We start from the raw sequence: 21,622 nt of genomic DNA, 5'->3' as shown, positions 1-21,622 counted from the left end.
ACGCCATGTTCTTCACCTACCTCCGGCGCGAGCTGCGCCGCCGCAGAAAGGCGGCGCTGGTCGTCGCCTCGGGACTGGCCCTGGGCATCGCGCTGGTCATCATCGTCAGCTCGGTCTCCTCCGGAATGAGCAAGGCCCAGGACAAGGTCCTGGAATCGCTGTACGGCCTCGGTACGGACATGACGGTCACCAAGGCCGCCGCCGCTCCCGGTTCCGGCAACGGGCGCCCGAAGTTCGAGTTCGACGCCAAGGGCAACGACGACGACTCGACCCAGAGCAGCGACCGGGTCCTGGTCCAGGGCTTCCAGACGCTGGCCTCCTCCACCGTCGACACGATCGGCAAACAGGACGGGGTCGCGGACGCCGTCGGCGGACTCAGCCTGAACGTCATGAAGGTCGACGGCCAGTTCAAACGAGGTGAGTTCGAGCAGCAGGGCGGCACGGCCCAGGGCGGCCGGGGCGGCAGCACGCAGCCGCAGGGCGAGGTGAGGGGCGGCGGCGCCTCCTTCGACGTCAACTCCTACACCGTGTACGGCACCGACGTCACCAAGCAGGCCCTCGGCCCGCTGACCTCGTCGAAGATCACCAAGGGCCGTGCGTTCAAGGCGTCCGAGACCGACGCCGAGGTCGCCGTCGTGGACTCCGCGTACGCCAAGGAGAAGAAGCTCGCGGTCGGCAAGGCCGTGACCATCCACGGCACCAAGTTCACGATCGTCGGGGTCTCGACCGCCGACAGCGGTGACGCCGCCGCCGACCTCTACATCCCGCTGAAGCAGGCGCAGACGCTCGCCGACTCGAAGAACAAGGTCACCACGGTCTATGTGAAGGCCGCGGACTCGCAGCAGATCGACCACGTCAAGTCCACCATCCAGAAGAACGTCTCCGGGACGACCGTCACCACCTCCGCCGATCTCGCCGACACCGTCTCCGGCTCCCTCTCCACCGCCTCCGACCTGGCCTCCAGCGTCGGCAAGTGGCTGTCCATCGCGGTTCTGGTCGCCGCCTTCCTGGTGGCCGGCCTGCTCACCTCCTCGGCGGTCAGCCGCCGGGTCCGGGAGTTCGGCACCCTCAAGGCGCTCGGCTGGAAGAGCGGCCGGGTCACCCGCCAGGTCGTCGGCGAGGCCCTCGTCAACGGACTGCTGGGCGGAGTGCTCGGCATCGCCGTCGGTCTCGCCGGTGCGTACGTCGTGACCAGCATCAGTCCCACCCTCACCGCACAACTCGGCTCCTCGGGCGGCGGCATGGGTGGCGGCCGGTTCATGGGCGGACCGGGCGGGCCGAGCGCGTCCAAGACGCTCGATGTCGCCCTGACCGCACCCGTCTCGCTCTCCATCATCCTGATCGCCGTCGCGCTGGCCGTGGCGGGCGGGCTGATCGCCGGTGCGTTCGGCGGCTGGCGGGCCTCCCGGCTGCGCCCCGCCGACGCCCTGCGCCGCGTCGAATAGCCCACCCGGCGTCCCACCCCACCTTGTTCCAGCAGGAGTTGACCCATGTACACACTCAGAGACGTCACCAAGCGCTATACGCGCGGCAAGAAGACCGTCCACGCGCTCGCCGGCGTCGATCTGACCATCGAGGACGGCGGCCGGCTGGTCATCCAGGGACCCACCGGCGGCGGCAAGTCCACGCTGCTACAGATGCTCGGCGGCCTCGACCGCCCCACGAGCGGCAGCGTCGAACTCGACGGTGTGGACCTCGCGAAGCTCAGCGAGGCCAGGCTCACCACAGTGCGCGCGCAGAACATCGGCTTCGTCTTCCAGAGCTTCAACCTCATCCCGACGCTCACCGCCCAGGAGAACGTCGAGACCGCGCTCGTACCGCTCGGCGGCAAGGCGGCCGAACGGCGCAGGCGGGCCGCCGAGGCACTGGACTCCGTCGGACTCGGTGAACGGCTCGGGCATCTGCCCGGTGAGATGTCCGGGGGCCAGCAGCAGCGCGTGGCGATCGCCCGGGCCCTGGTCAAGCAGCCGAAGGTGCTGCTCGCCGACGAACCCACCGGCAACCTCGACGAGTCGATGCGTGACGAGGTCATGGAGGTACTGGAGACCATGTGGAAGGAGCACGGCCTGACCTTCATCATGGTCACGCACGACAGCGCCATCGCCCGGCGTGCGCCACGGCTGGCGACGATTCGCAAGGGCAAGGTGACGATCACGGAGAACGCGGCGGCCTGAGGAAGGACGTGCGGGGCGTCGGCCGTCCGGCGGGCGCCCCGCCGTCGACCGATGACAGCGGTTGGGCCCGGTCCGGCCGTCGGCGGTGGGCCGGTACGTCTGCCGGCGGTGACGCGGCCCGGCCTCAGCGGTGTCCGGCTGCGGCGTGCCGGTGAGCGATGAGGTCGCTGTGGCGGACCTGGCGCAGGCCCACCGGATCGTCGTTCCCGCTGCTCCAGAAGGCGCTGAGGGGAAGGACGCCGGGGCCCGCGAGGTACGAGCGCAGGGCGTACCAGGGTTGCAGCGGCAGCCGGCACAGCCCGTACAACCACCGCCGCACCAGCCGGCAGGGCCCCGGGCGCCCGGCGCCGGGCAGTCCGATCACCCGTATCCCCATGATCAGCTTGCCCGCGCCGCCCCCGGCGATCGCGGTGAGGACCACCTGGTTGAGGAACGAGAACGCGAGCGTCGGACCGAGCATCAGACCGACGGTCTCGGGAATGCCGGCCGTGTGCACATGCGGCCGGGCCAGTAAGCCGCCGGTGACCAGGCAGAGGTAGCAGTCGAGGCCGACGGCGAGATAGCGGCGCATGTCGCCCACACGCGGTGGGATTCGGGGCGCGGCGCGCTGCCCGGGGACGGGCGGGAGAGCCGGATGGGCGTACGGCCCGGCGGGTCCTGGCCGCCCCGGTCCGGGCGGTGTGCGGACGGCCGGTAGGGCCGGCCCGGAACAGCTTCGGTTACGTCTGTGCCCCGGCGACGTGGTCATGACGGCATCATGTCCGATTGCCGGTCACCGTGTGCCCCGGACCGCTCTCCTGCTGCCCCGTGCACCGCATTAATCTCGCAGCCATGACCGCCGCCATCACTGCCATGATCACCGCAGTTGTCGGGGTGCTCGGCACCCTCTTCTCCCCGGTTCTCGCCCAACGGCTGACCGTGCGTCAGCGCACCGAAGAGGCCCGACTGGCCGGTGAGCAGCGGAAGTTCGAGGAGCGGCGTGCCCAGTACACGGCCATGAACCGGGCCTCCCGGCAGTTCCACACACTCCTCAAGGACGCCTTGCACCGCATTCGCGACGGCGTCTACACCGAGCAGGAACGTGCCCAGCTCGAAGAGGCCCGCCTCGACCACCGGGACCGCTACGCCGAGGCTCAGATGATCGTCCCCGAACGGATACTGCAGGCGTCCCGCGACCTCAACCGGGTCCTCGCCCTCGGTGACGCCGCCATCAAACGCCTCGACCGGGGCCTCACCCGTGACGGCGAGAGCGTCGAACGGGCCCTGGAGGACCTGAGAGCGGCCGACCCCTGCCTCGACACGATGCGGGAACTGATGCGTCAGGACCTCGGCGTCACCGACTGAACCCCGGCCTCGGCGTCACCGCCGAACCGGCCGGCGGCGTCTGCCGGCAAGCCCCGAACGGCCACAGCCGGTAGTGCGAGTCCAGCCGGTACTCGCCGCCCCGCTCCACCGTGAGCCGCGTCCACTCGCCGTCCTGCCGTACGCACCCGCCGCCGTCGGCCCGCAACCAGGGCGAGTACGCGATCCGTACCGTCACCGATCCGGCGGCCGGCATCCGTACCACCAGCGAGGCGTCGTCCCCGCCGACGACGGCGCCCGGCGCGGAGACCAGCGGGACGGCGCCCCGCACCCGGTAGATCTGCCACCCCGCGTCCTGCCACACCGGCTCCAGCCAGTCGGTCCCGCGCCGGACGATCTCCGCCTCCGCCCAGGCCGGGCCGTCCGGTCTGCCGCTGTGCAGCACCACGAGACCCACGCCCCACCGGTCCAGCCAGGCGCGGTATGCCGCCGGGGTCGGCTTCCCCCCGTAGAACAGCCGCCCACGCTCCACGTCGAGCTGCCGGTTCCAGCCGCGCGCCATGTTCACATGCGGCGCGAGCACGGACGCCTCCCGGTGATTTCGGGCCGGTACGACCTCCACCCGGGTCCGTTCGGCACCGAGCCTGCGCAACTCGGCGACCACACCGTCGGTGTGCGCCGCCCAGGCGGGCACGGTGGTGGAGACCCGCAGATCGTCATCGGTCTTGTCGACCAGCCAGCCGGTGTTGAACGCCAGCATCCCGACGAGCACGACCGCCCGCACCCGCGGCAGCAGACCGCCCCGCGCCCAGCCCGCCAGAGCGGCCGGTGCCGCCGCGAGCAGCACGGGCGGGCCGGCCACCCCCACCAGCCGCTCCACATTCGTCCCGATGGGCGAGGGGATCAGGAAAGTCAGGACGACACCGACCGCGTACACCACGCTCGCGAACCGGACCACCCGCCAGCCGCCCTCGCGCGGCGCCGCGAGCCACAGGGCCGCGCAGGCGACCAACGGCACCCACAACTTCCCCGGAGCCATCGGCTGTTCGCCCGTGAACGGAAACAGCACCGTCGTCGTCGCCACCACCACGAACGGCGGCACGAGGAGCACGGCAGCCCGCCGCCACTGCCGGTCGAGCCCGTACGCCGCACCCGCCACCACCAGGAACAGCCCCGCCACCGGACTCGCCGCCGTCGCCAGCGCCGCACAGCCCGCGGTGACGCCCGCACGGTGGCGTACGTACAACAGCGCGGCCAGCCCGATCGCCACGCCCATGGCGAACGTGGTACGCCCGGACGCGACATTGCACCAGAGCACCAACGACCCCAGCACCGAGACCGCGACCGGCCACCGCACCCCGGTCCGCACACAGAGCCGCCCCAGCGCCCACGACCCGCAGAGCCCGGCGGCGACGGTGACGGCCCGCACCCCGAACACCGCCATGAGCGGCGGCGTCAGCAGGCTGTAGTTGGCGGTGTGCGTCCCTCCGTACCAGGAGAGGTTGTACGCGGACCCGGGATGCCGGGACGCGAACCCGGCCCAGGCGAACTGCGCCGCCAGATCACCGCCGCCGGTGGCCAGCACCAGCGCCCACACGAGGTACAACGGCACGACGACCAGCACCGCGAGCCCCGGCACCCACCACCGCGCCGAGTCCGGATCCGTGACCGCTCGGCGCACACCGGCGCCGACCCGCTCGTCTCCCCGCTCACGCGTCGCAGTTCTCTCGGTGATCCCCACCTCGCAAACCCTAACGGGGCCGTCCGAACCGCACGGGGGTTCAGCCGGCTACACCACCGATGTGGGGGACCGGTCCCTCCTGACGGCGAATATGTGCAGGGAGAATGGATCCATCACCCGACAACGGAAGGCGAAGCTCATGAAAGCACTGCTCTGGATCGTGCTCTGCGCGGCGGTCGCCGCGAATGTCTCCCTGAACTTCCTCATGGACGACGACGCTCTGCACATCGCGCTGAGCGTCGTCTCCGGCGTGGTCGTCCTCGCGTCCGGAGCGGGGCTGTGGACGCTGCGCCGCCCGGCGGAGTCGTAGACCCGGCTCAGAATACGGACGCGGTGAACGACTTTCCGGGGCCGTTGGGACAATCGATGTGCCACAACGGTTCTGTACGTCGCTTCCGTGAGCCGCAGAGCGTGCGATGTCTGGGCGACGCCCTCAATGGGGAGGGGGACCGCTGGTGCCCCCGGGACGGGGCACCCACGCGCGCGATGCCGACCCACGGAAGGGTATGACCCACATGAGTGTCATCGAGCCGCTGTACGCGGAGATTCTCCGCCGCAACCAGGGCGAGAAGGAATTCCATCAGGCGGTACGGGAGGTCCTGGAGACCCTCGGCCCCGTCCTCGAACAGCGGCCGGAGTTCGTGGAGGCCCGGATCATCGAGCGCATCTGCGAGCCGGAGCGCCAGCTCATCTTCCGGGTGCCGTGGTCCGACGACTCCGGCGACATCCATGTGAACCGCGGCTTCCGGGTCGAGTTCAGCAGCTCGCTCGGACCGTACAAGGGAGGGCTGCGCTTCCACCCCTCGGTCAACCTCGGCATCGTGAAGTTCCTCGGCTTCGAGCAGATCTTCAAGAACGCGCTCACCGGCATGCCCATCGGCGGCGGCAAGGGCGGCGCCGACTTCGACCCGAAGGGCCGCTCCGACGCCGAGATCATGCGGTTCTGCCAGTCGTTCATGACCGAACTCCACCGTCACCTCGGCGAGTACACCGATGTCCCCGCCGGTGACATCGGCGTCGGCGGCCGCGAGATCGGCTACCTGTTCGGCCAGTACAAGCGGATCACCAACCGTTACGAGTCCGGTGTCCTCACCGGAAAGGGCCTGGGCTGGGGCGGTGCCCAGGCGCGCACCGAGGCGACCGGGTACGGCTGTGTGCTCTTCACCGCCGAGATGCTCCGCAGCCGTGGCGAGTCCCTCGACGGGCAGCGCGTCGCCGTGTCGGGCTCGGGCAATGTCGCGATCTACGCGATCGAGAAGGCCCAGCAGCTCGGCGCGACCGTGGTGACCTGCTCCGACTCCGACGGGTACGTCGTGGACGAGAAGGGCATCGACCTCGCCCTGCTCAAGGAGATCAAGGAGGCCGGCCGCGGCCGGGTCTCCGAGTACGCGGAGCGCCGCGGCGAGCACGTCAAGTTCGTCCCGGGCACCGGCCTCTGGAACGTCCCCTGCGATGTGGCCCTGCCGTGTGCCACGCAGAACGAACTGCACGAGGCCGACGCCCTGGCCCTCGTACGCAACGGCGTGAAGGCGGTCGCCGAGGGCGCCAACATGCCCACCACCCCGGAGGCCGTACGCATCCTCCAGGACGCGGGCGTCGCCTTCGCCCCCGGCAAGGCGGCCAACGCTGGCGGCGTGGCCACCAGCGCCCTGGAGATGCAGCAGAACGCCTCACGCGACTCCTGGACGTTCGCCCACACCGAGGAGCGGCTCGCGGAGATCATGCGCCACATCCACGACTCCTGCCACACGGTCGCGGAGCGCTACGGCAGCCCGGGCAACTACGTGGTGGGCGCCAACATCGCCGGCTTCGAACTGGTCGCGGACGCGATGCTCGCCCAGGGGCTCATCTGATCCGGCCGATCCGACGCCACACCGGCCCGGCCGCCCTCCGCGGCCGGGCCGCTGTCACGTCAGGCAGCCGGCGCTCCGCGCTGCGGTGTGCGGCGCCGAAGGGTCTCCGCCAGGACCGTGTTCACGACCACGACGACGCCGAAGAACGCCGCCGCCACCGGATGCCCCACCGCGTGGACTGCGTACACACCGCCGCCGAGCACCACCGCCTTGACCAGCAGAACCCAAGCGAGAGGCAGCCGGAAGCGGGCGCGAGGGGCGGCGAACATTCCCCAGAGCACGATGGCCACCGCCGGGGTTCCCAGCCCCAGCACCAGCTGAGCAGCCGCGCCGTCCCCGGTGGCGAAACCCCACCGGGCCAGAGCAGCCAGTGCCATCAATTCGACGACGAACGCGAGAAGTTCGTTGGCCATGAACCAGGGCCGGCCTGCCGGGGCGGCAGGAACGCTGCGGCCTTCGCTCGTCATCGGTGGGTAACTCCTCTTCATGCGATGGCCGATCCCTGCCGGAAACAGTGACCGGCCGGGGCGAGGCGGCCAACCCTTCCTCATGCCGGACCCTTTGACCGCGCATACCGGGGAAGAGGACGGGACGGTGATCCCGCGTCCTGCCTCGCGCATGATCTCGGCGGCCATCGTGTCCCGCTGAGAGCCCGGGCCCGACAACGCCTCGATCCCGACAACGCCTTGATGAGGCGCTGTCGGAGGCTGGGTGAGAACGCTGCTGTCAGTCGCCGGACGGCGCCGGTGCCACACCGATCGGGCAGGACACACCCGTCCCGCCGATCCCGCAGTAACCCGCCGGGTTCTTGTCCAGGTACTGCTGGTGATGCGCCTCCGCAGGCCAGAACGTGCGGCCCTGGGCCGGGAGGATCTCCGTGGTGATCTCGCCGTACCCGGAGCCCGTGAGGACCTTCTGGTACGCCTCGCGGGAGGCCGCCACCGCTGCCGCCTGCTCGGGGGAGTGGGTGTAGATCGCCGAGCGGTACTGCGTACCGACGTCATTGCCCTGGCGGAAGCCCTGGGTCGGGTCGTGGGACTCCCAGAACAGCTTCAGCAGCTCGGCGTACGAGACGGCCTTCGGGTCGAAGACCACGCGGACCGCCTCCGTGTGTCCCGTCAGGCCCGAGCAGACCTCTTCGTACGCGGGGTTCTCCGTGTATCCGCCCTGGTAGCCGACGAGCGTCGTCCAGACGCCGTCCGTCTGCCAGAACTTGCGCTCGGCGCCCCAGAAACAGCCCAGCGCGAAGTCCGCGACCTCCAGACCCTCCGGGTACGGGCCCAGCAGCGGGTTGCCCAGGACCGTGTGGCGGGACGGGACGGTGAATTCGGGGGCGGGGCGGCCCTTCAGGGCCTCCTCGGGGGTGGGGAGCTGGGGGGTACGGCGGTGCAGGAACATGCGGGGGCTCCTCCGGGGGCTGGCGTTTACGGTCCGTACAACGCGGTGCGGGCGCCGGAGATTCCGGCGCCCGTACCGCGTACGTGACGGTCAGTTGCCGTTCGCCTCCACGACCCGCCGGGCGCTGTAGCCGCGGCAGCGGATGTAGTACTTCTTCGGATCCCTGAAGTATGACCACGGGGCGTCGGCATCGAAATGGCCGTCGATCGCCCGGAACTGCTCCACCGCCTCCTCGTACCGGTCCTGCCAGTACAGCGTCCAGGCGAGCAGGTGGCGGGCCCGGAGAATCCGCCGGTCTCCGGGGTCGGCCGCCACGGCGGTGGCCACGTCGACCAGACAGACATCCGCCGCGGCGATCAGCTCCGGGCTCTTGTAGTACACATCCTCATCCGTGTTCCGGTCGGCCCGCTCCTGCTTGAACGCGGCGTACAGCGGGAGCAGCGAGAGCAGCCGGCCGGGGGCGCCCTGCCGCGCCGCCTCGCGTGCGAAACACTCGGCCGGCGCGTGCGAGCCGGGCCACTTGTGGCACCAGTACCGGAGCACCGCGTCGTCGGCCGCGAGGTGGGGCGCGTCGCGCTCGACGACCTCCGCCCACAGGGCACGGCACTCGGCGGGCTCGTAGCCGAGGCCCAGGGCGCAGGGGATCTCGGCGACGTACGGACAAGGGTCGTCGCCCGCCAGCGCCTGGGCCTCGTGGCATGCCTCGCGGGCCCTGACCATCACCTGGTGGAAGACGGAGGACTGCTCCCACGTGGGGCGCTGCGTCGGCTTCGCACCGTGGACCTGCGCCGCGACGCCGGTCAACGCACCGGCGTGCACGAGGGCTGCACCCGCGTCCTTCGGCCGCGCGGCGCGCCAGGCCAGCAGCCAGGCGTCGTCGGCCGCGGCCTCGTCCTGGAGGACGGCGGCGCGCCGGTAACGCTCCTGCCAGTCCCGGCCCACTTCGTCGAGGAAGGCGGCGCCCGCCCGCCAGTCGCCGGAGCGGACGGTGGCGCGTATCTCCTCGTCGCGCGGGTCGGGGGCGCAGGCGTCCGCGGTGTCGAGCTCGTCGGGCGGTACCAGGCCGAGTTCCGCGGTGGCCTCCGCCGGGCCGGGAGCGCTCTGCGCGGTCTGCGGCGGCCTATTCCGGGCCTTTGTCCAGAGGTACCCGCACAGAACGGCGGCCGACAGGAGCAGCAGGGGTGTCATGGAAAGTTCCGGTCCGGGTCGGAAGCGGGTACGGCGGTCAGGGGATGAGCAGTGCGCGCAGCAACTTCGTGTCCGGGACATCCGCCACCGTCGCGTCCAGCGCCGCCGGGAGCATTTCCTCGTGGCCCCGCGGCAACTCCAGCGACGTGTCGTTGTCGATCCAGGACAGGCGCCAGCGGGCCCGCCCCTGCCGCACGTACTCGCTCTCGACCAGTTGCCTCAGCCCGTCGCGCAGCTTGGGCCTGGCGAACTCGCGGGCCGCGCGTCCGGTCGCTGCCCGGGCCTCGTCGGACTTGGGGAGGCGGTCGGCGATCTGCCACTGTGCGCCCGCGTCGAGCGCGTCGAGCGTGTCGGTCACCGTGCCGTCGCCGCCGGTCACCTCGGCGACCACCGTTCCGAACTTCTGCGCGGACCACTTCCCGTAGGTCGCCATCGACTCGTGCACCAGGTCCGGCCAGTCGACGCGGCGCAGCTGCAGCATCTGAGGTGTCAGCACCTGCTCCTCGGCAGCGGCCAGCGTGCGCTCGGTGTCGACGAGCAGGCCCAGGGCCGGTTCCACGGGCTCCGACGCGCGCCCGTCGTCCGGCAGCGCCTCGATCCGGGCGATACGTTCCGTGACCCACGGATGCGCGTAAGGGGCGGACGGTTCGAACGGCAGGGAGTCGCGCATCTCGTCCAGCTCGTCCTTGCGCGCGGCCAGCACATGCCGTAGGCCGCCGAGGACCTGGCCGGGCGGGGGCAGCATTCCGGCCGCCACGCCGAGCGTGGCGTAGGTGTCCATGTAGTCCTCGTGCATGTCGAGGAGGACCTGGGTTTCGAGCAGTGCGGACGCGGTCACGTCACGGCCCGCGATCCGCACCGCGGCGTCGTCGGCCGCGAACTGCGCGCAGCGGGTGTCGGACAGCGTGACGCGCCTGGAGAAATTCGCGTACCGCCGGTACAGCGCCGCCATCCTACGGAGCGAGGTACCGGCGTCGCTCGGGTCGATCTTCTTGGCCTTCTTGCCCTTGGCGAGCGCCTTGGCGGCCTTCTTCTCCTGGCGTGCCCGCTCCATGGCGACGGCCTTGCCCACCCACTCCTGGAAGTGGGTGATGGTGCGGGTGGTCTGGATCCGGCCGCGCGTGTTGATTGCGGTGAGGCGGGTGTCGGAGTTGGCGAAGCGGGTCATCTCGTGCGCGAGCACGGAACGCAGCTGGGCCTCGGACAGTCCGGCCATCAGCGGCAGCCCGATGAGGAGCCGGCGTCGGCCGGCGAACAGACCGAGGAACCTGGTGTCCTCGACGGCCGAGGCGTTCACCTGGTCGGTGAGCACGATGTCGTCGGGTGTGCGGGTGCCGACCCGGTCGGCGAGGTCGCGGATCATGGCCCAGAGCCGGGGTTGCCGGGTGTCGTCGACGTGCAGTCCACGCACATCGTCGTTCCTCGGTATGCGCAGTACGAACATGCCTCGCACGATCGGGAGCGCCGGCGCGGAGGTGCGCGCGAGAACCATCACGGCGACGGGGAGCCACGTCCAGCGGAACGCGGCCCAGTCGAGGACGCAGAGGACGGAGAGCAGGAGGATGCCCAGCAGGTAGAAGCCGGCGAACAGGGCAATGGCGCGGACGGCACGCAGAGTTGGGCTCATCGGACGGATTCCCCCACGGGAAGGGGACGGGTGGCGGTGATGGTGGTGCGCGTGGGGAATCGGAGTATGTCGTCCCGCGGACGGGCGCGGCAACGCGATATGCGGGCAGCCCGGGACCGGGGCCGTGCCGCCCTGGCCATCGCCCGGAGAACGGGCGACGGGCCGCTGCCCCGGCGGTGTCACCGGTTCGCCGCCCCCGACGCCACTGCTGTGCCGCCCCCGGCGTCACCGGGCCGCTGTCCCGGTGGTGTCACCGGTTCGCCGCCGGGGCAGGCGTTCACCGTCGGGCGGTCGCCCGGGCAGCGCCTCGGCAGCGGGTGCCGGGGCTCGCGACTACCGCGGCAGCGCGTGGCGGTACTGCGCCGTTCGCCGACAGCGAGTGCCGGGCCCCGGGGCTCAGGACTACCGCGGCAGCGTCGCCGGGCTGCCGCCGTTCGCCTCGTAGCCGGCGACCGCCAGTGCCCGGTAGACCGTGTACTCGGCGGCCGGGTCGGGGCTCTGGGTCCACGGCAGCGCGCCCACGTGGCCGTCGATGTGGACGAGCTGGTTCATCGCCTCCGACCAGCGCTCCATCCGGACCAGGAACAGCACCAGCAGATGGCGGACGTGCGCGAGCATCGGATCGTCGGCGCGGGCCGCGTGCACCGCGAACAGGGCGCCCTCGACCGCCTTGGTCACCACAGCGCTCCGGTAGAAGCCCTGTACGAGATTGACCTCGGGCAGATGCTCGTACACCGCGAAGAGCGGCAGCGCGGCCAGCAGTGAGCCCTGCGGGGCGCGGGCGGCGGCCGTGGTGGCGAAGCGGTCGGCCTCCTCGCGGGAGCCGTGCCACTTCTCGCACCAGTAGTGCAGCGCGGCGATGTGCGCGCCCATGTGCGCCGGAGCCCGGTCGATCACCTTCGCCCACAGCTGGTCGAACTCCTCGTGCGAGTAACCGAGTCCACGGGAGACCGCCAGCTCGACGAGGTACGGAACGGGGTCGCCCGGCGCCAGCAGCGCCGCCTCGCCGCAGACCGTACGGGCCTCCTCCAGGATGATCCGGAAGTCGTCCGTCCCTGCGGTCGACGAGCGCCACGCCTGCTGCACCAGGAATTCGGCGTGCACCGCCGCACCGCCCGCGTCCTTCGGCGCATCGGCCCGCCACTTGCGCAGCCACGAACCACCGATACCGGGCTGCTGCGCCAGCTCCAGCGAGGCGGCGCCGGCGAACGCCTGCACCCGCTGCCACCGCACCTCGCCCTCCTTGGGCGTACCGGCCAGCAACTGCGAAGCCGCCCGCCAGTCCTGTGAGCGCTGCACGACATCGAGCACATCGAGAAGATCCTGGTCCGGGCCCGGCAGCCGGATGTCCAGCTCCTCCTGGCGCACGAAGCCGTAGGTGTCCGGATCGGCGGCGTCCGGAGATCCGGGCGCGACCTGACGGATACCGCCGCGGCGGCGCAGCACAAAGGGGCCGATGACCGCAGCGAGCATGCACAGTGCGATCAGGAACCAGAGAATCTCCATGCCCCCATTGTCACCGGACGGCCCGGTAGCCCGGTGGGCGCCCTCGCGACGAACTACGCTCGGGCCCCATGAGCGACCAGCACAGCTTCGAGACTCTCGCGATCCACGCGGGAAACACCGCCGATCCCCTCACCGGCGCCGTTGTTCCGCCCATTTACCAGGTGTCCACCTACAAGCAGGACGGCGTGGGCGGACTGCGCGGCGGCTACGAGTACAGCCGCAGCGCCAACCCGACCCGTACCGCCCTGGAGGACAATCTCGCGGCCCTGGAGGGCGGCCGCCGCGGACTCGCCTTCGCCTCCGGCCTCGCCGCCGAGGACTGCCTGCTCCGTACGCTGCTCACCCCCGGCGACCACGTGGTCATCCCGAACGACGCCTACGGCGGCACGTTCCGGCTGTTCGCGAAGGTCGTCTCGCGGTGGGGCGTCGACTTCTCGGTCGCCGACACCTCGGACGTGACGGCGGTACGGGCGGCGATCACCCCGCGCACCAAGGCGATCTGGGTGGAGACCCCGTCCAACCCGCTGCTCGGCATCACCGACATCGCCGCGATCGCCGGTGTGGCCCGCGCGGCGGGTGCACGACTGGTCGTCGACAACACCTTCGCCAGCCCCTACCTCCAGCAGCCCCTCGCCCTGGGCGCCGACGTCGTGGTGCACTCCACCACGAAGTACATGGGCGGCCACTCGGACGTCGTCGGCGGTGCGCTGATCGTCAACGACCCTGAATTGGCCGAGGAGTTGGCGTACCACCAGAACGCGATGGGCGCGGTCGCCGGACCGTTCGACGCCTGGCTGGTGCTGCGCGGCATCAAGACCCTCGCGGTCCGCATGGACCGGCACAGCGAGAACGCCACGAAGATCGCCGATCTGCTGACCCGGCACCCCAAGGTCACCCAGGTCCTCTACCCGGGACTGCCCGAGCACCCGGGCCACGAGGTCGCCGCCAAGCAGATGAAGGCCTTCGGCGGCATGGTGTCCTTCCGCGTCGTGGGCGGCGAGGACGCGGCGGTCCACGTCTGCAACCGGGCGAAGCTGTTCACCCTCGGCGAGTCCCTGGGCGGCGTCGAGTCCCTCGTGGAGCACCCGGGCCGCATGACGCACGCATCGGCGGCCGGCTCCCCGCTGGAGGTGCCGGCCGACCTCGTCCGGCTCTCCGTCGGCATCGAGTCCGCCGACGACCTGATCGCCGATCTGACGCAGGCGCTCGGCTAGGGGCTCTCGGGGCCGGACAGAGGCGGGCGGGCTTGATCGTTCGGGCCCGGCCGCCCTCGGCACCCTCAGAGCCTGTCGGGTGACCTCTGATCGGGCGGCCACGGCCTGGCACGCACTCCCCCGAGGCCTTGAGGGCCAGGGGGACCCTCTCCGGCGTTGCCGCAATGCCCTGGTGGCTCCTTCTCCGAGCTCTCGACTCCGGTCGAGCAGGGGAGACCCCGTCCGAGGCCATCCCGGCGCCTTGGAATCGCACGCACCATGCCGCGTCCGCTCTCCGATCGAAGGTCACCCGGCAGGCTCTCAGGCGTCGGCCTTCTCGTCGTCCAGTGACGCCCGGATCTGTTCGCGCAGTTCCGGGCTGTCGGTGTGCTCGTGGACGGAAACCGCGTGCTCCGCCGCGGCCCTCACGACTTCCTCTTCCTCGCCGGAGATGGTGAGCGAGCAGTTGGTGACGCTCGGATACTTGCGGCAGTCGGCGACCTTCCTGGTCATCGCAGCCTCCTCGGCCGGTTCCCCGTGACGCCTCGTTCCAGGATAGTTCGCCCCGGACCGGCCCTCACCAGCCGTTCAGTGGCGGCGTCGTCTCGCTGGGAGGCAGTTGCCACGGCTGCGCCGCCACCGCCCACACCGTGAAGGCGACCACTGCGGCGAACGCCACCAGCAGCACCAGCGTGCGGGCGAGGCGGTGTCGGCGCAGCAGTCGGCCGCCGCGCTCCGCCGCCCGCTGTGCCAGATCGGCGGGCACCTGCGGGTGCGGACCGTCCAGCATGCGCCGGACCTCGTCCTCGCGGTTGCTGCTGCGGCTCATGGCGCGACCCCCAGCGGCCGTTGCGACCCCCACCGCGCCGTGGGCCGGCGGGTGCCGCGCATCGTGGCCACCGAACGGTTGCAGATCGCCCGGATCCGCTCCACCGGAAGCCCGAGCAGCGCCGCGGCCTGTTCCTCCGCGACGCCCTCGTACAGCCGCAGCACGAGAACGAGACGCTCCTGCGGCGTCAGCCGGTCCAGCAGCCCGCCGCGCGGCCGGTGGTGCCGCCAGACCTCGTGGGCGAACCGGATGGCCAGCTCCCGCCGGGTGCGGTCGTACGGGTCCTCGCCGCGCAGCCGTCCCCACTGCGCGTACGTGCGTGCCAGCGCGGCCGTGAGCATCCGCTGGGCCCGGGGGTTCGCTCCGGGCGGCTGCATGGGCTCGGCGGTCAGCAGTGTGGCCGTGTGCAGCAGTCGGCCGGCCGCGCCCGCCACGAAGGTCTCGAACTCCTGGGCGCGGCGCCGCTCCCGGCCCGCCTGGCGCTCTCGCACAGTCCTCATCCGAGCCGTTGCCGGGCTCCTGGTCAAGAGTCGTGCGCCCGACAGCCTGCACAGCACCGTCAGGTGCGCTAGCCGGCCGGGGGCGCCTGGGGTGAGGTCTGGCGGGCGGCCAGTGCCAGATTGAACCGGGTGAGCAGTGCGCAGAACGTCTCGCGCTCCTCGGCCGTCCAGTCGTCCGTCACCTGTGTCATGAGCTCGCGCCGGGATTCGCGGACCTCGTCCAGCCGTGCCTGGCCGCGCGGTGACAGTTGGAGCACGACGGCACGGCCGTCCTCCGGGTGGGAGGTGCGCTTGACCAGACCGGTGTCGACGAGGGGTGCGACCTGCCGGGTCACGGTCGAGGAGTCGATCCCCATGCCTGCGGCCAGTGCCTTGACGCCCATCGGGCCTTCCCGGTCCAGCCGGTTGAGCAGCAGATAGGCGGCCCGGTCCATGGAATTGCGCACCTGACCGACACCGCCGAGGCGGGTCTGCTCGGCACGGCGGGCGAATACCGCGACCTGGTGCTGCAGCACATCGAGGACGTGGTCGGAACCCGTGGGTTCGGGGGTGGCGCCCCCGGAAGGAGACGCAGCTGTCGTCATGTCCTGAGGGGGCATGGCCGGGGGCTCTCTTCGTGCGGTGTCGGATGGGTGGGGGACAGAGTACGCGGCCACGGGGCAACGCGTACCAGTGCTGCACAAACCTGTGGACAACGGCTCAGGACGGGACCGCGCGAGGCGTCCGGCCCCCTGCCGAGCTGCAAGACTTACGGTATGAACTTCCGTGCGCCCGGCCATTTTCCCCCACTGATCCTCGACGACATCCGCGGGGCGCAGAAGATGCTTTCCGGCGTGGCCAGAGTGACCGCCATGGAAGGAAGCCGCCACCTGACCGAGCTCGTGGGCGCGCCGGTCCACCTCAAGTGCGAGAACCTGCAACGGACCGGCTCGTTCAAACTGCGTGGCGCATATGTACGGATCGCGGGCCTGTCCCCGGTGGAGCGGGCGGCCGGAGTCGTAGCCGCGAGCGCCGGAAACCATGCGCAGGGTGTCGCACTCGCCTCTGCTCTGCTCGGCGTACGGTCGACGGTCTTCATGCCGGTCGGGGCGCCGCTGCCGAAGGTGGCCGCCACCCGCCAGTACGGGGCGCAGGTCCGGCTGCACGGCCATGTCGTCGACGAGACGCTGGCCGCCGCCCAGGAGTACGCGCAGGAGACGGGTGCGGTCTTCATCCATCCCTTCGACCACCCCGACATCATCGTCGGACAGGGCACCGTGGGCCTGGAGATCCTCGAACAGTGCCCCGAGGTGCGCACCATCGTCGTCGGGATGGGTGGCGGCGGTCTCGCTGCGGGTATCGCGGTGGCGGTCAAGGCGGTCCGGCCCGATGTGCGGATCGTCGGCGTGCAGGCGGCGGGCGCGGCCTGTTATCCGCCGTCGCTGGCCGCGGGGCACCCGGTGTCGATCGACACGCTGAACACGATGGCGGACGGCATCAAGGTGGGGCGCCCCGGCGATGTGCCGTTCGAACTGGTCAGGGAGCTGGTCGACGAGGTCCGTACGGTCTCCGAGGACGAGTTGTCCAGTGCGCTGCTGCTCTGTCTGGAGCGGGCGAAGCTGGTGGTGGAACCTGCCGGTGCGAGCCCGGTCGCGGCGCTCCTGAGCGATCCGAAGTCGTTCCGCGGGCCGGTGGTCGCGCTGTTGTCGGGCGGCAATGTGGACCCGCTGCTGATGCAGCGCATCCTGACCCACGGCATGGTGGCGGCCGGCCGCTATCTGAGCCTGCGGCTGCGGCTGGCCGACCGCCCCGGCGCGCTGGCCACGCTGCTGGCCGTGCTCTCGGTGGTCGACGCCAACGTCCTCGACATCGGCCATGTGCGGACCGATCCCCGGCTCGGGCTCACCGAGGTCGAGGTGGAGCTGCAGTTGGAGACGAAGGGGCCGGAGCACTGCGAGGAGGTCTCGGCGGCGCTGCACGACGCGGGCTATCTGGTGATGAGCTGACCCTTTTATGTCGCGATGTATCGCGTTATGGTGCCGCGGCAGGTCGCGGCCCGGGGGACGCCGCACATGGGGGGAGCCTCCGGCCCGTCGGGCCGGAGGCTCCCCCCGTCAGTGGTGCGGGATCAGCCCGTGTAGGGCTTCGCCGCGAGAATCCTCACGGTGGCCGTCTTGCCGTTCGGCAGCTCGTAGTCGGCGTCCTCGCCCATCTTCTTGCCGTTCACGCCGGTGCCGAGCGGCGACTGCGGGGAGTACGTCTCGATGTCCGAGCTCGCGTACTCGCGCGAGGCGAGCAGGAAGGTCATCGTGTCGTCCGGGTCGCCGTCGAAGGCGATCGTCACAACCATGCCGGGCTCGACCACGCCGTCGTCGGCAGGTGCCTCGCCGACCTTCGCGTGCTCCAGGAGCTGGGTGAGCTGGCGCACCCGCAACTCCATCTTGCCCTGCTCCTCCTTGGCCGCGTGGTACCCGCCATTTTCCCGGAGGTCACCCTCCTCACGGGCCGCCGCGATCTTTACGGAGATTTCCGTGCGCGCGGGACCAGACAGGTACTCCAGCTCGGCCTTGAGCTGGTTGTACGCCTCCTGCGTGAGCCAGGTGACGTTTTCGCTGGTCTGGGTCACAGGGTGCTCCTCGTCGGTACTGGGAATACAAAGCATCGCCCTACCCGTAAGCATGTGCCTCCACGGGTGGGCGAAACCACGAGCCTAACAATTCCCCAGGAAAAGGGGGAGAAGGTAAACCGTCAGGACTGCGTATGCGCAGGTCAGCGGCTACAAGAGCGATTCAGCGTCGGCGTGCGGCGGTCACTGTGCCGCCCCGCCGTCGTCGGTACAGCCCAGCAGCTCGACGTTGGTCGCCCTGGATGTCGTACGCAACGACAGGACGCGGTCGATACGGTCCGTGCGGTCGTCGAAGCGGAAGTCCTTGCGGGCCACGTCGCTGCCGTCCTCGTGCTGCGAGCGGAGCGTGCAGTAGCCCTTGGTGTCGGTGCCCTTGCGCACCTCCAGGTGCACATCGACCCGCTGGTCCGAGACGACCTTGAACTTGATCACCTCGGCGCTGATGCCCTGGCCGACGACGTAGTCGTATCCGATCCAGCCGACCACGCCGAGAAGGGCGACGCCCAGCGCCGAACCGATGATCTTGAGCTTGCGGTCCGCGCGCTCGTCCGCGGAGCGGCCGTAGCGGTTCTCCGGAAGCGCTTCGCGCACCGCGGTCATGATCGTTCCTCCCATGCCGGGGATCGAGGAATTTTCCATCCCCCGGTTCGGTCACTATAGAAGCCTGCCACCCGCCCCCGACCGCCACCCCGAACCGACGTCCCTTCGGGACGACACCTCTTCATGGCGTCCAATCAACTCAACGAGGATCGAGTCTTGACTGAGCAGCTGCGACTGATGGCCGTTCACGCCCACCCCGACGACGAGTCGAGCAAGGGCGCGGCCACCATGGCCAAGTATGTGTCCGAGGGGGTGGACGTGCTGGTCGTGACCTGCACGGGAGGCGAGCGCGGCTCCATCCTCAACCCGAAGCTCCAGGGCGATGCGTACATCGAGGAGCACATCCACGAGGTGCGCAAGAAGGAGATGGACGAGGCCCGGGAGATCCTGGGCGTCAAGCAGGAGTGGCTCGGCTTCGTCGACTCGGGTCTGCCCGAGGGCGACCCGCTGCCGCCGCTGCCCGAGGGCTGCTTCGCGCTGGAGGACGAGGAGAAGGCCGCGGGGCGTCTCGTCCGCAGCATCCGTGCGTTCCGGCCGCAGGTCGTCACGACGTACGACGAGAACGGCGGGTACCCGCACCCCGACCACATCATGACGCACAAGATCACGATGATCGCGTTCGACGGCGCGTCGGACACCGAGACGTTCCCCGAGTCGGAATTCGGTGCGGCCTGGCAGCCGCAGAAGCTCTACTACAACCAGGGCTTCAACCGGCCGCGCACGGTGGCGCTCCACGAGGCGCTGCTGGCCCGTGGCCTGGAGTCCCCGTACGGCGAGTGGCTGAAGCGCTGGAAGGAGTTCGAGCGCGACGAACGCACGCTGACCACGCATGTTCCGTGCGCGGACTTCTTCGAGATCCGCGACAAGGCGCTGATCGCGCACGCGACGCAGATCGACCCCGACGGCGGCTGGTTCCGCGTCCCGATGGAGATCCAGAAGGAGGTCTGGCCGACCGAGGAGTACGAGCTGGCGAAGTCTCTCGTCGATACCTCCCTCCCCGAGAGCGACCTCTTCGCGGGCATCCGCGACAATGCCTGATATGTACGCGACCCAGGCACTGACCCATCTCGTCCCTCTCGCCAAGGAGGTCGACGACAACAAGGTGACCCCCGGCGTTCTCGGCTTCATCGTCTTCGCGGCGCTCGCCGCGGGCGTGTGGCTGCTGATGAAGTCCATGAACCGCCACATGGGCAAGGTCGACTTCGAGGAGGCCCCGGACCCGGAGGCGGCGTCCGGTGGCGCCGTTGCCGCGGGTGCGGGGTCCGCGAAGCGGAAGTAGGCGCGGCGCGAGGCGGTACCGGGGCGTCCGGCAGCCGCCTCCCCGCCCGGCACCGGACGGGGCGGTTGTGCCCGTCCGGGGCCGAAGACGTCCTCGATCGCCAAACGGGCCGGTCATGGCCGGACGGGTACGCCCATGACCTCCCGTGCGTGGCGTGTGGGCGTCATGCCCAGGCGCCACGCCTGCCAGCCGTCCTCCAGGTCCACGCCGCGGTTCAGTACCACGGTGAACGCCTCCGCGCAGTCCTCCAGCTTGCTGTCGCGCGTCGGGTGGCCGGCCAGGAGCAGGTCGGCCAGTTCCTGCTGGGCCACCGCCGTGCCCACCTCGCTGCCGCCCGGTGACGCGTACGGCAGCAGCGTGCAGCGCAGGAAGCGGGCCCAGTCCTCGCCCCGTGTGTCGCCGTAGGAGTGGAACAGCTCCGCCGCCTCGTCGCACAGCTCCAGTGCCTGCGGGGCGCGGTTGTTGCCCGCGTCGATCAGGGCCAGCTCCAGGCACGTCCAGGCCTCGCCGTGGGCGACCCCGATGCGCCGGAAGTCGGCCCGGGCGTCGACCAGGAGCTGGCGGGCGAAGCCGGAGTTGCGGAGGTTCCCGGTCTGGGCGGCCCGCTGATCGCGGGTGACCCGGCCCGAGTGGTGCCGGGCGCACGCCAGCCCGTACGTGTCCCGCATCCGGGAGAACATCGTGCGCGCCCGCTCCAGCTGCCGCACCGCCTGGTCGGTGTCGCCGTTCTCCTCCAGCGCCTGGCCCAGGTAGTACAGCGTCCATGCCTCGCCGCGCGCGTCCTCGTTGTCGCGGTGGCGGGCCAGGGCCCGGTCCAGCTGCTCGACGGCCGGGGCCGGGTCGCCGTCCAGCAGCCGCGCGCGGGCCAGCTGGGTCAGCGCCCACGCCTCGCCGCGCTCGTCGCGGGTGCGGCCGTACAGGTCCAGGGCCGTACGCAGCGCCCCCTCCGCCCGCTCCACGTCGCCCATCCGCAACAGGGTCTGGCCCAGCTGGAACTGCGTCCACGCCTCGCCGTGCAGCGACTCGCCCTCCCGGTGCAGGGCCAGCGCGGTGTCCAGGAGATCCAGCGCCTCCGCGACATGGGCCCGGTCGCGTTCCACGGCGGCCAGGGCGTGCAGCGACCAGGCCCGGTCCTCGGCCTGCTCCTCGGAGGACTGCAGCTCGATCGCCTCGCGCAGCCGCGCCGACGCCTCGGTCAGATTGCCCTGGTGGTGCAGGGTGATGCCGAGCGAGCAGAGCGCCAGCGCCGTACCCGCCTCGTTCTGCGCCTCGCGGTACAGCCCGACGACCGACGACAGCGTGGTGCGCGCCTTGTCCAGCTCGCCGAGCTGACGGGCCGCGATGCCGGTACGCCACTGCACGGACCGCTCCAGCAGCCCCTTGTCCACGGCCTGCGTCAACTCGCTGATCTCGCCCAGCCGGTAGAGGTCGCCACGCAGCAGGCAGTAGTCGCACAGCGCGCCCAGGAGATCCAGTACGGCCCCCTGGTCGACGCCCTCGGCGTGCCGCAGCGCCGAGGTGATGAAACTCGACTCCTCGTCCAGCCAGCGCAGCGCCGAGTCCAGCGAACCGAACCCGTGCGAGCCGAACTGCCCGGCCCGGGTGGACATCTTGCCGTCCACCATGCGGATCACGGCACCGGCCAGCTCCGCGTAGTTCTGGATCAGCCGCTCCTGGGCCGCGGTACGGTCCGCCACCTCCTCCTCGTCCCGCAACCGGGCCAGGGCGAAGCCCCGTACGAGGTCGTGCAGCCGGTAGCGCGAGCCCCGCACATGGACCAGGAGCCCGGCCCGGGCCAGCGCCGTCAGCAGCCGCTCGGCCTCCTGC

23 protein-coding genes are annotated in these 21,622 nt (G+C 70.9%); 9 read left to right on the top strand and 14 right to left on the bottom strand.

Annotation, left to right across the window (positions count from 1 at the left end; all coding sequences use genetic code 11):
* Positions 1-5: 5 nt before the first annotated feature.
* Together GA0115254_RS39610 and GA0115254_RS39605 are read left to right on the top strand one after the other, a co-directional pair.
* Positions 6-1,445 carry an ABC transporter permease gene (locus tag GA0115254_RS39610; RefSeq protein ID WP_093900095.1) on the top strand — a complete coding sequence of 480 codons (1,440 nt, stop codon included), beginning with the start codon at positions 6-8 and terminating at the stop codon, positions 1,443-1,445.
* 45 nt (positions 1,446-1,490) lie between these two features.
* Complete coding sequence (locus tag GA0115254_RS39605; protein WP_093900094.1) at positions 1,491-2,174, top strand: ABC transporter ATP-binding protein; 684 nt, start codon at positions 1,491-1,493, stop codon at positions 2,172-2,174.
* A 124-nt stretch (positions 2,175-2,298) separates the two neighbouring features.
* Here GA0115254_RS39605 and GA0115254_RS39600 read toward each other — a convergent pair whose 3' ends face one another.
* Positions 2,299-2,745 (bottom strand): RDD family protein, encoded by a 447-nt coding sequence (locus GA0115254_RS39600; RefSeq protein WP_093900114.1) that lies wholly within the window; start codon positions 2,743-2,745, stop codon positions 2,299-2,301.
* Positions 2,746-3,005: 260 nt separating this feature from the next.
* On the opposite strand from GA0115254_RS39600, the gene GA0115254_RS39595 reads away from it, so the two are divergent.
* Positions 3,006-3,518 (top strand): hypothetical protein, encoded by a 513-nt coding sequence (locus GA0115254_RS39595; protein ID WP_093900093.1) that lies wholly within the window; start codon positions 3,006-3,008, stop codon positions 3,516-3,518.
* Here GA0115254_RS39595 and GA0115254_RS39590 read toward each other — a convergent pair.
* Entirely contained in the window at positions 3,508-5,115 is a 1,608-nt protein-coding gene (locus tag GA0115254_RS39590) for a hypothetical protein (RefSeq protein WP_256103015.1), read from the bottom strand. The genes GA0115254_RS39595 and GA0115254_RS39590 overlap by 11 nt on opposite strands.
* A 241-nt stretch (positions 5,116-5,356) precedes the next feature.
* On the opposite strand from GA0115254_RS39590, the gene GA0115254_RS45030 reads away from it, so the two are divergent.
* Together GA0115254_RS45030 and gdhA are read left to right on the top strand one after the other, a co-directional pair.
* The gene (locus tag GA0115254_RS45030) at positions 5,357-5,527 is read left to right on the top strand and encodes a hypothetical protein (RefSeq protein ID WP_176740480.1); all 171 of its coding nucleotides are present in this window, start codon (positions 5,357-5,359) and stop codon (positions 5,525-5,527) included.
* A 205-nt stretch (positions 5,528-5,732) separates the two neighbouring features.
* Positions 5,733-7,070, top strand: a complete 1,338-nt coding sequence (gdhA, locus tag GA0115254_RS39585; protein ID WP_093900113.1) for an NADP-specific glutamate dehydrogenase — start codon at positions 5,733-5,735, stop codon at positions 7,068-7,070.
* Positions 7,071-7,129: 59 nt separating this feature from the next.
* Here gdhA and GA0115254_RS39580 read toward each other — a convergent pair whose 3' ends face one another.
* The 5 genes from GA0115254_RS39580 to GA0115254_RS39560 all read right to left on the bottom strand — a co-directional run bounded on the left by GA0115254_RS39580 (position 7,130) and on the right by GA0115254_RS39560 (position 12,789).
* On the bottom strand, positions 7,130-7,537 hold the full coding sequence (locus GA0115254_RS39580) for a YrdB family protein (protein ID WP_093900092.1): 408 nt from the start codon (positions 7,535-7,537) through the stop codon (positions 7,130-7,132).
* Between the two features lie 259 nt (positions 7,538-7,796).
* Positions 7,797-8,468: a peptide-methionine (S)-S-oxide reductase MsrA gene (gene msrA, locus GA0115254_RS39575; RefSeq protein WP_093900091.1), complete on the bottom strand. Its 672-nt coding sequence runs from the start codon at positions 8,466-8,468 to the stop codon at positions 7,797-7,799.
* Between the two features lie 90 nt (positions 8,469-8,558).
* Positions 8,559-9,656 carry a hypothetical protein gene (locus GA0115254_RS39570; protein ID WP_093900090.1) on the bottom strand — a complete coding sequence of 366 codons (1,098 nt, stop codon included), beginning with the start codon at positions 9,654-9,656 and terminating at the stop codon, positions 8,559-8,561.
* A gap of 37 nt (positions 9,657-9,693) precedes the next feature.
* Positions 9,694-11,283, bottom strand: a complete 1,590-nt coding sequence (locus GA0115254_RS39565; protein WP_093900089.1) for a M48 family metalloprotease — start codon at positions 11,281-11,283, stop codon at positions 9,694-9,696.
* 402 nt (positions 11,284-11,685) lie between these two features.
* Positions 11,686-12,789: a hypothetical protein gene (locus GA0115254_RS39560; protein ID WP_093900088.1), complete on the bottom strand. Its 1,104-nt coding sequence runs from the start codon at positions 12,787-12,789 to the stop codon at positions 11,686-11,688.
* A 68-nt stretch (positions 12,790-12,857) separates the two neighbouring features.
* On the opposite strand from GA0115254_RS39560, the gene GA0115254_RS39555 reads away from it, so the two are divergent.
* Entirely contained in the window at positions 12,858-14,003 is a 1,146-nt protein-coding gene (locus GA0115254_RS39555; RefSeq protein WP_093900087.1) for a cystathionine gamma-synthase, read from the top strand.
* Between the two features lie 300 nt (positions 14,004-14,303).
* Here GA0115254_RS39555 and GA0115254_RS39550 read toward each other — a convergent pair whose 3' ends face one another.
* The 4 genes from GA0115254_RS39550 to GA0115254_RS39535 form a co-directional block, all read right to left on the bottom strand.
* Positions 14,304-14,495, bottom strand: a complete 192-nt coding sequence (locus tag GA0115254_RS39550; protein WP_093900086.1) for a DUF1059 domain-containing protein — start codon at positions 14,493-14,495, stop codon at positions 14,304-14,306.
* Positions 14,496-14,559: 64 nt separating this feature from the next.
* Entirely contained in the window at positions 14,560-14,811 is a 252-nt protein-coding gene (locus GA0115254_RS39545) for a hypothetical protein (RefSeq protein WP_093900085.1), read from the bottom strand.
* Positions 14,808-15,302 (bottom strand): sigma factor-like helix-turn-helix DNA-binding protein, encoded by a 495-nt coding sequence (locus tag GA0115254_RS39540; RefSeq protein WP_093900112.1) that lies wholly within the window; start codon positions 15,300-15,302, stop codon positions 14,808-14,810. Before GA0115254_RS39540 ends, GA0115254_RS39545 begins: the two co-directional genes overlap by 4 nt.
* A gap of 77 nt (positions 15,303-15,379) precedes the next feature.
* Positions 15,380-15,910 (bottom strand): MarR family winged helix-turn-helix transcriptional regulator, encoded by a 531-nt coding sequence (locus tag GA0115254_RS39535; RefSeq protein WP_093900084.1) that lies wholly within the window; start codon positions 15,908-15,910, stop codon positions 15,380-15,382.
* 156 nt (positions 15,911-16,066) lie between these two features.
* On the opposite strand from GA0115254_RS39535, the gene ilvA reads away from it, so the two are divergent.
* Positions 16,067-17,296, top strand: a complete 1,230-nt coding sequence (gene ilvA, locus GA0115254_RS39530; RefSeq protein ID WP_093900083.1) for a threonine ammonia-lyase — start codon at positions 16,067-16,069, stop codon at positions 17,294-17,296.
* 122 nt (positions 17,297-17,418) lie between these two features.
* On the opposite strand, the gene greA is transcribed toward ilvA, so the two are convergent.
* Both greA and GA0115254_RS39520 read right to left on the bottom strand, forming a co-directional pair.
* Positions 17,419-17,916, bottom strand: coding sequence for a transcription elongation factor GreA (greA, locus tag GA0115254_RS39525; RefSeq protein WP_093900082.1), 498 nt, complete (start codon positions 17,914-17,916; stop codon positions 17,419-17,421).
* Positions 17,917-18,099: 183 nt separating this feature from the next.
* Positions 18,100-18,516 carry a DUF4307 domain-containing protein gene (locus GA0115254_RS39520; protein ID WP_093900111.1) on the bottom strand — a complete coding sequence of 139 codons (417 nt, stop codon included), beginning with the start codon at positions 18,514-18,516 and terminating at the stop codon, positions 18,100-18,102.
* Positions 18,517-18,672: 156 nt separating this feature from the next.
* Here GA0115254_RS39520 and mca point away from each other — a divergent pair, with 156 nt between their 5' ends.
* Both mca and GA0115254_RS39510 read left to right on the top strand, forming a co-directional pair.
* The gene (gene mca / locus GA0115254_RS39515; protein ID WP_093900081.1) at positions 18,673-19,554 is read left to right on the top strand and encodes a mycothiol conjugate amidase Mca; all 882 of its coding nucleotides are present in this window, start codon (positions 18,673-18,675) and stop codon (positions 19,552-19,554) included.
* 1 nt (position 19,555) lies between these two features.
* Positions 19,556-19,795, top strand: a complete 240-nt coding sequence (locus GA0115254_RS39510; protein WP_093900080.1) for a hypothetical protein — start codon at positions 19,556-19,558, stop codon at positions 19,793-19,795.
* Positions 19,796-19,908: 113 nt separating this feature from the next.
* Here GA0115254_RS39510 and GA0115254_RS39505 read toward each other — a convergent pair.
* A partial coding sequence (locus GA0115254_RS39505) for a tetratricopeptide repeat protein (RefSeq protein ID WP_141720993.1) occupies positions 19,909-21,622 on the bottom strand: 1,714 nt, incomplete at its 5' end.

It is taken from the genome of Streptomyces sp. Ncost-T10-10d (genome assembly GCF_900091955.1).
Classification (GTDB): domain Bacteria; phylum Actinomycetota; class Actinomycetes; order Streptomycetales; family Streptomycetaceae; genus Streptomyces.
This window is presented reverse-complemented; position numbering and strand designations above follow the sequence as displayed.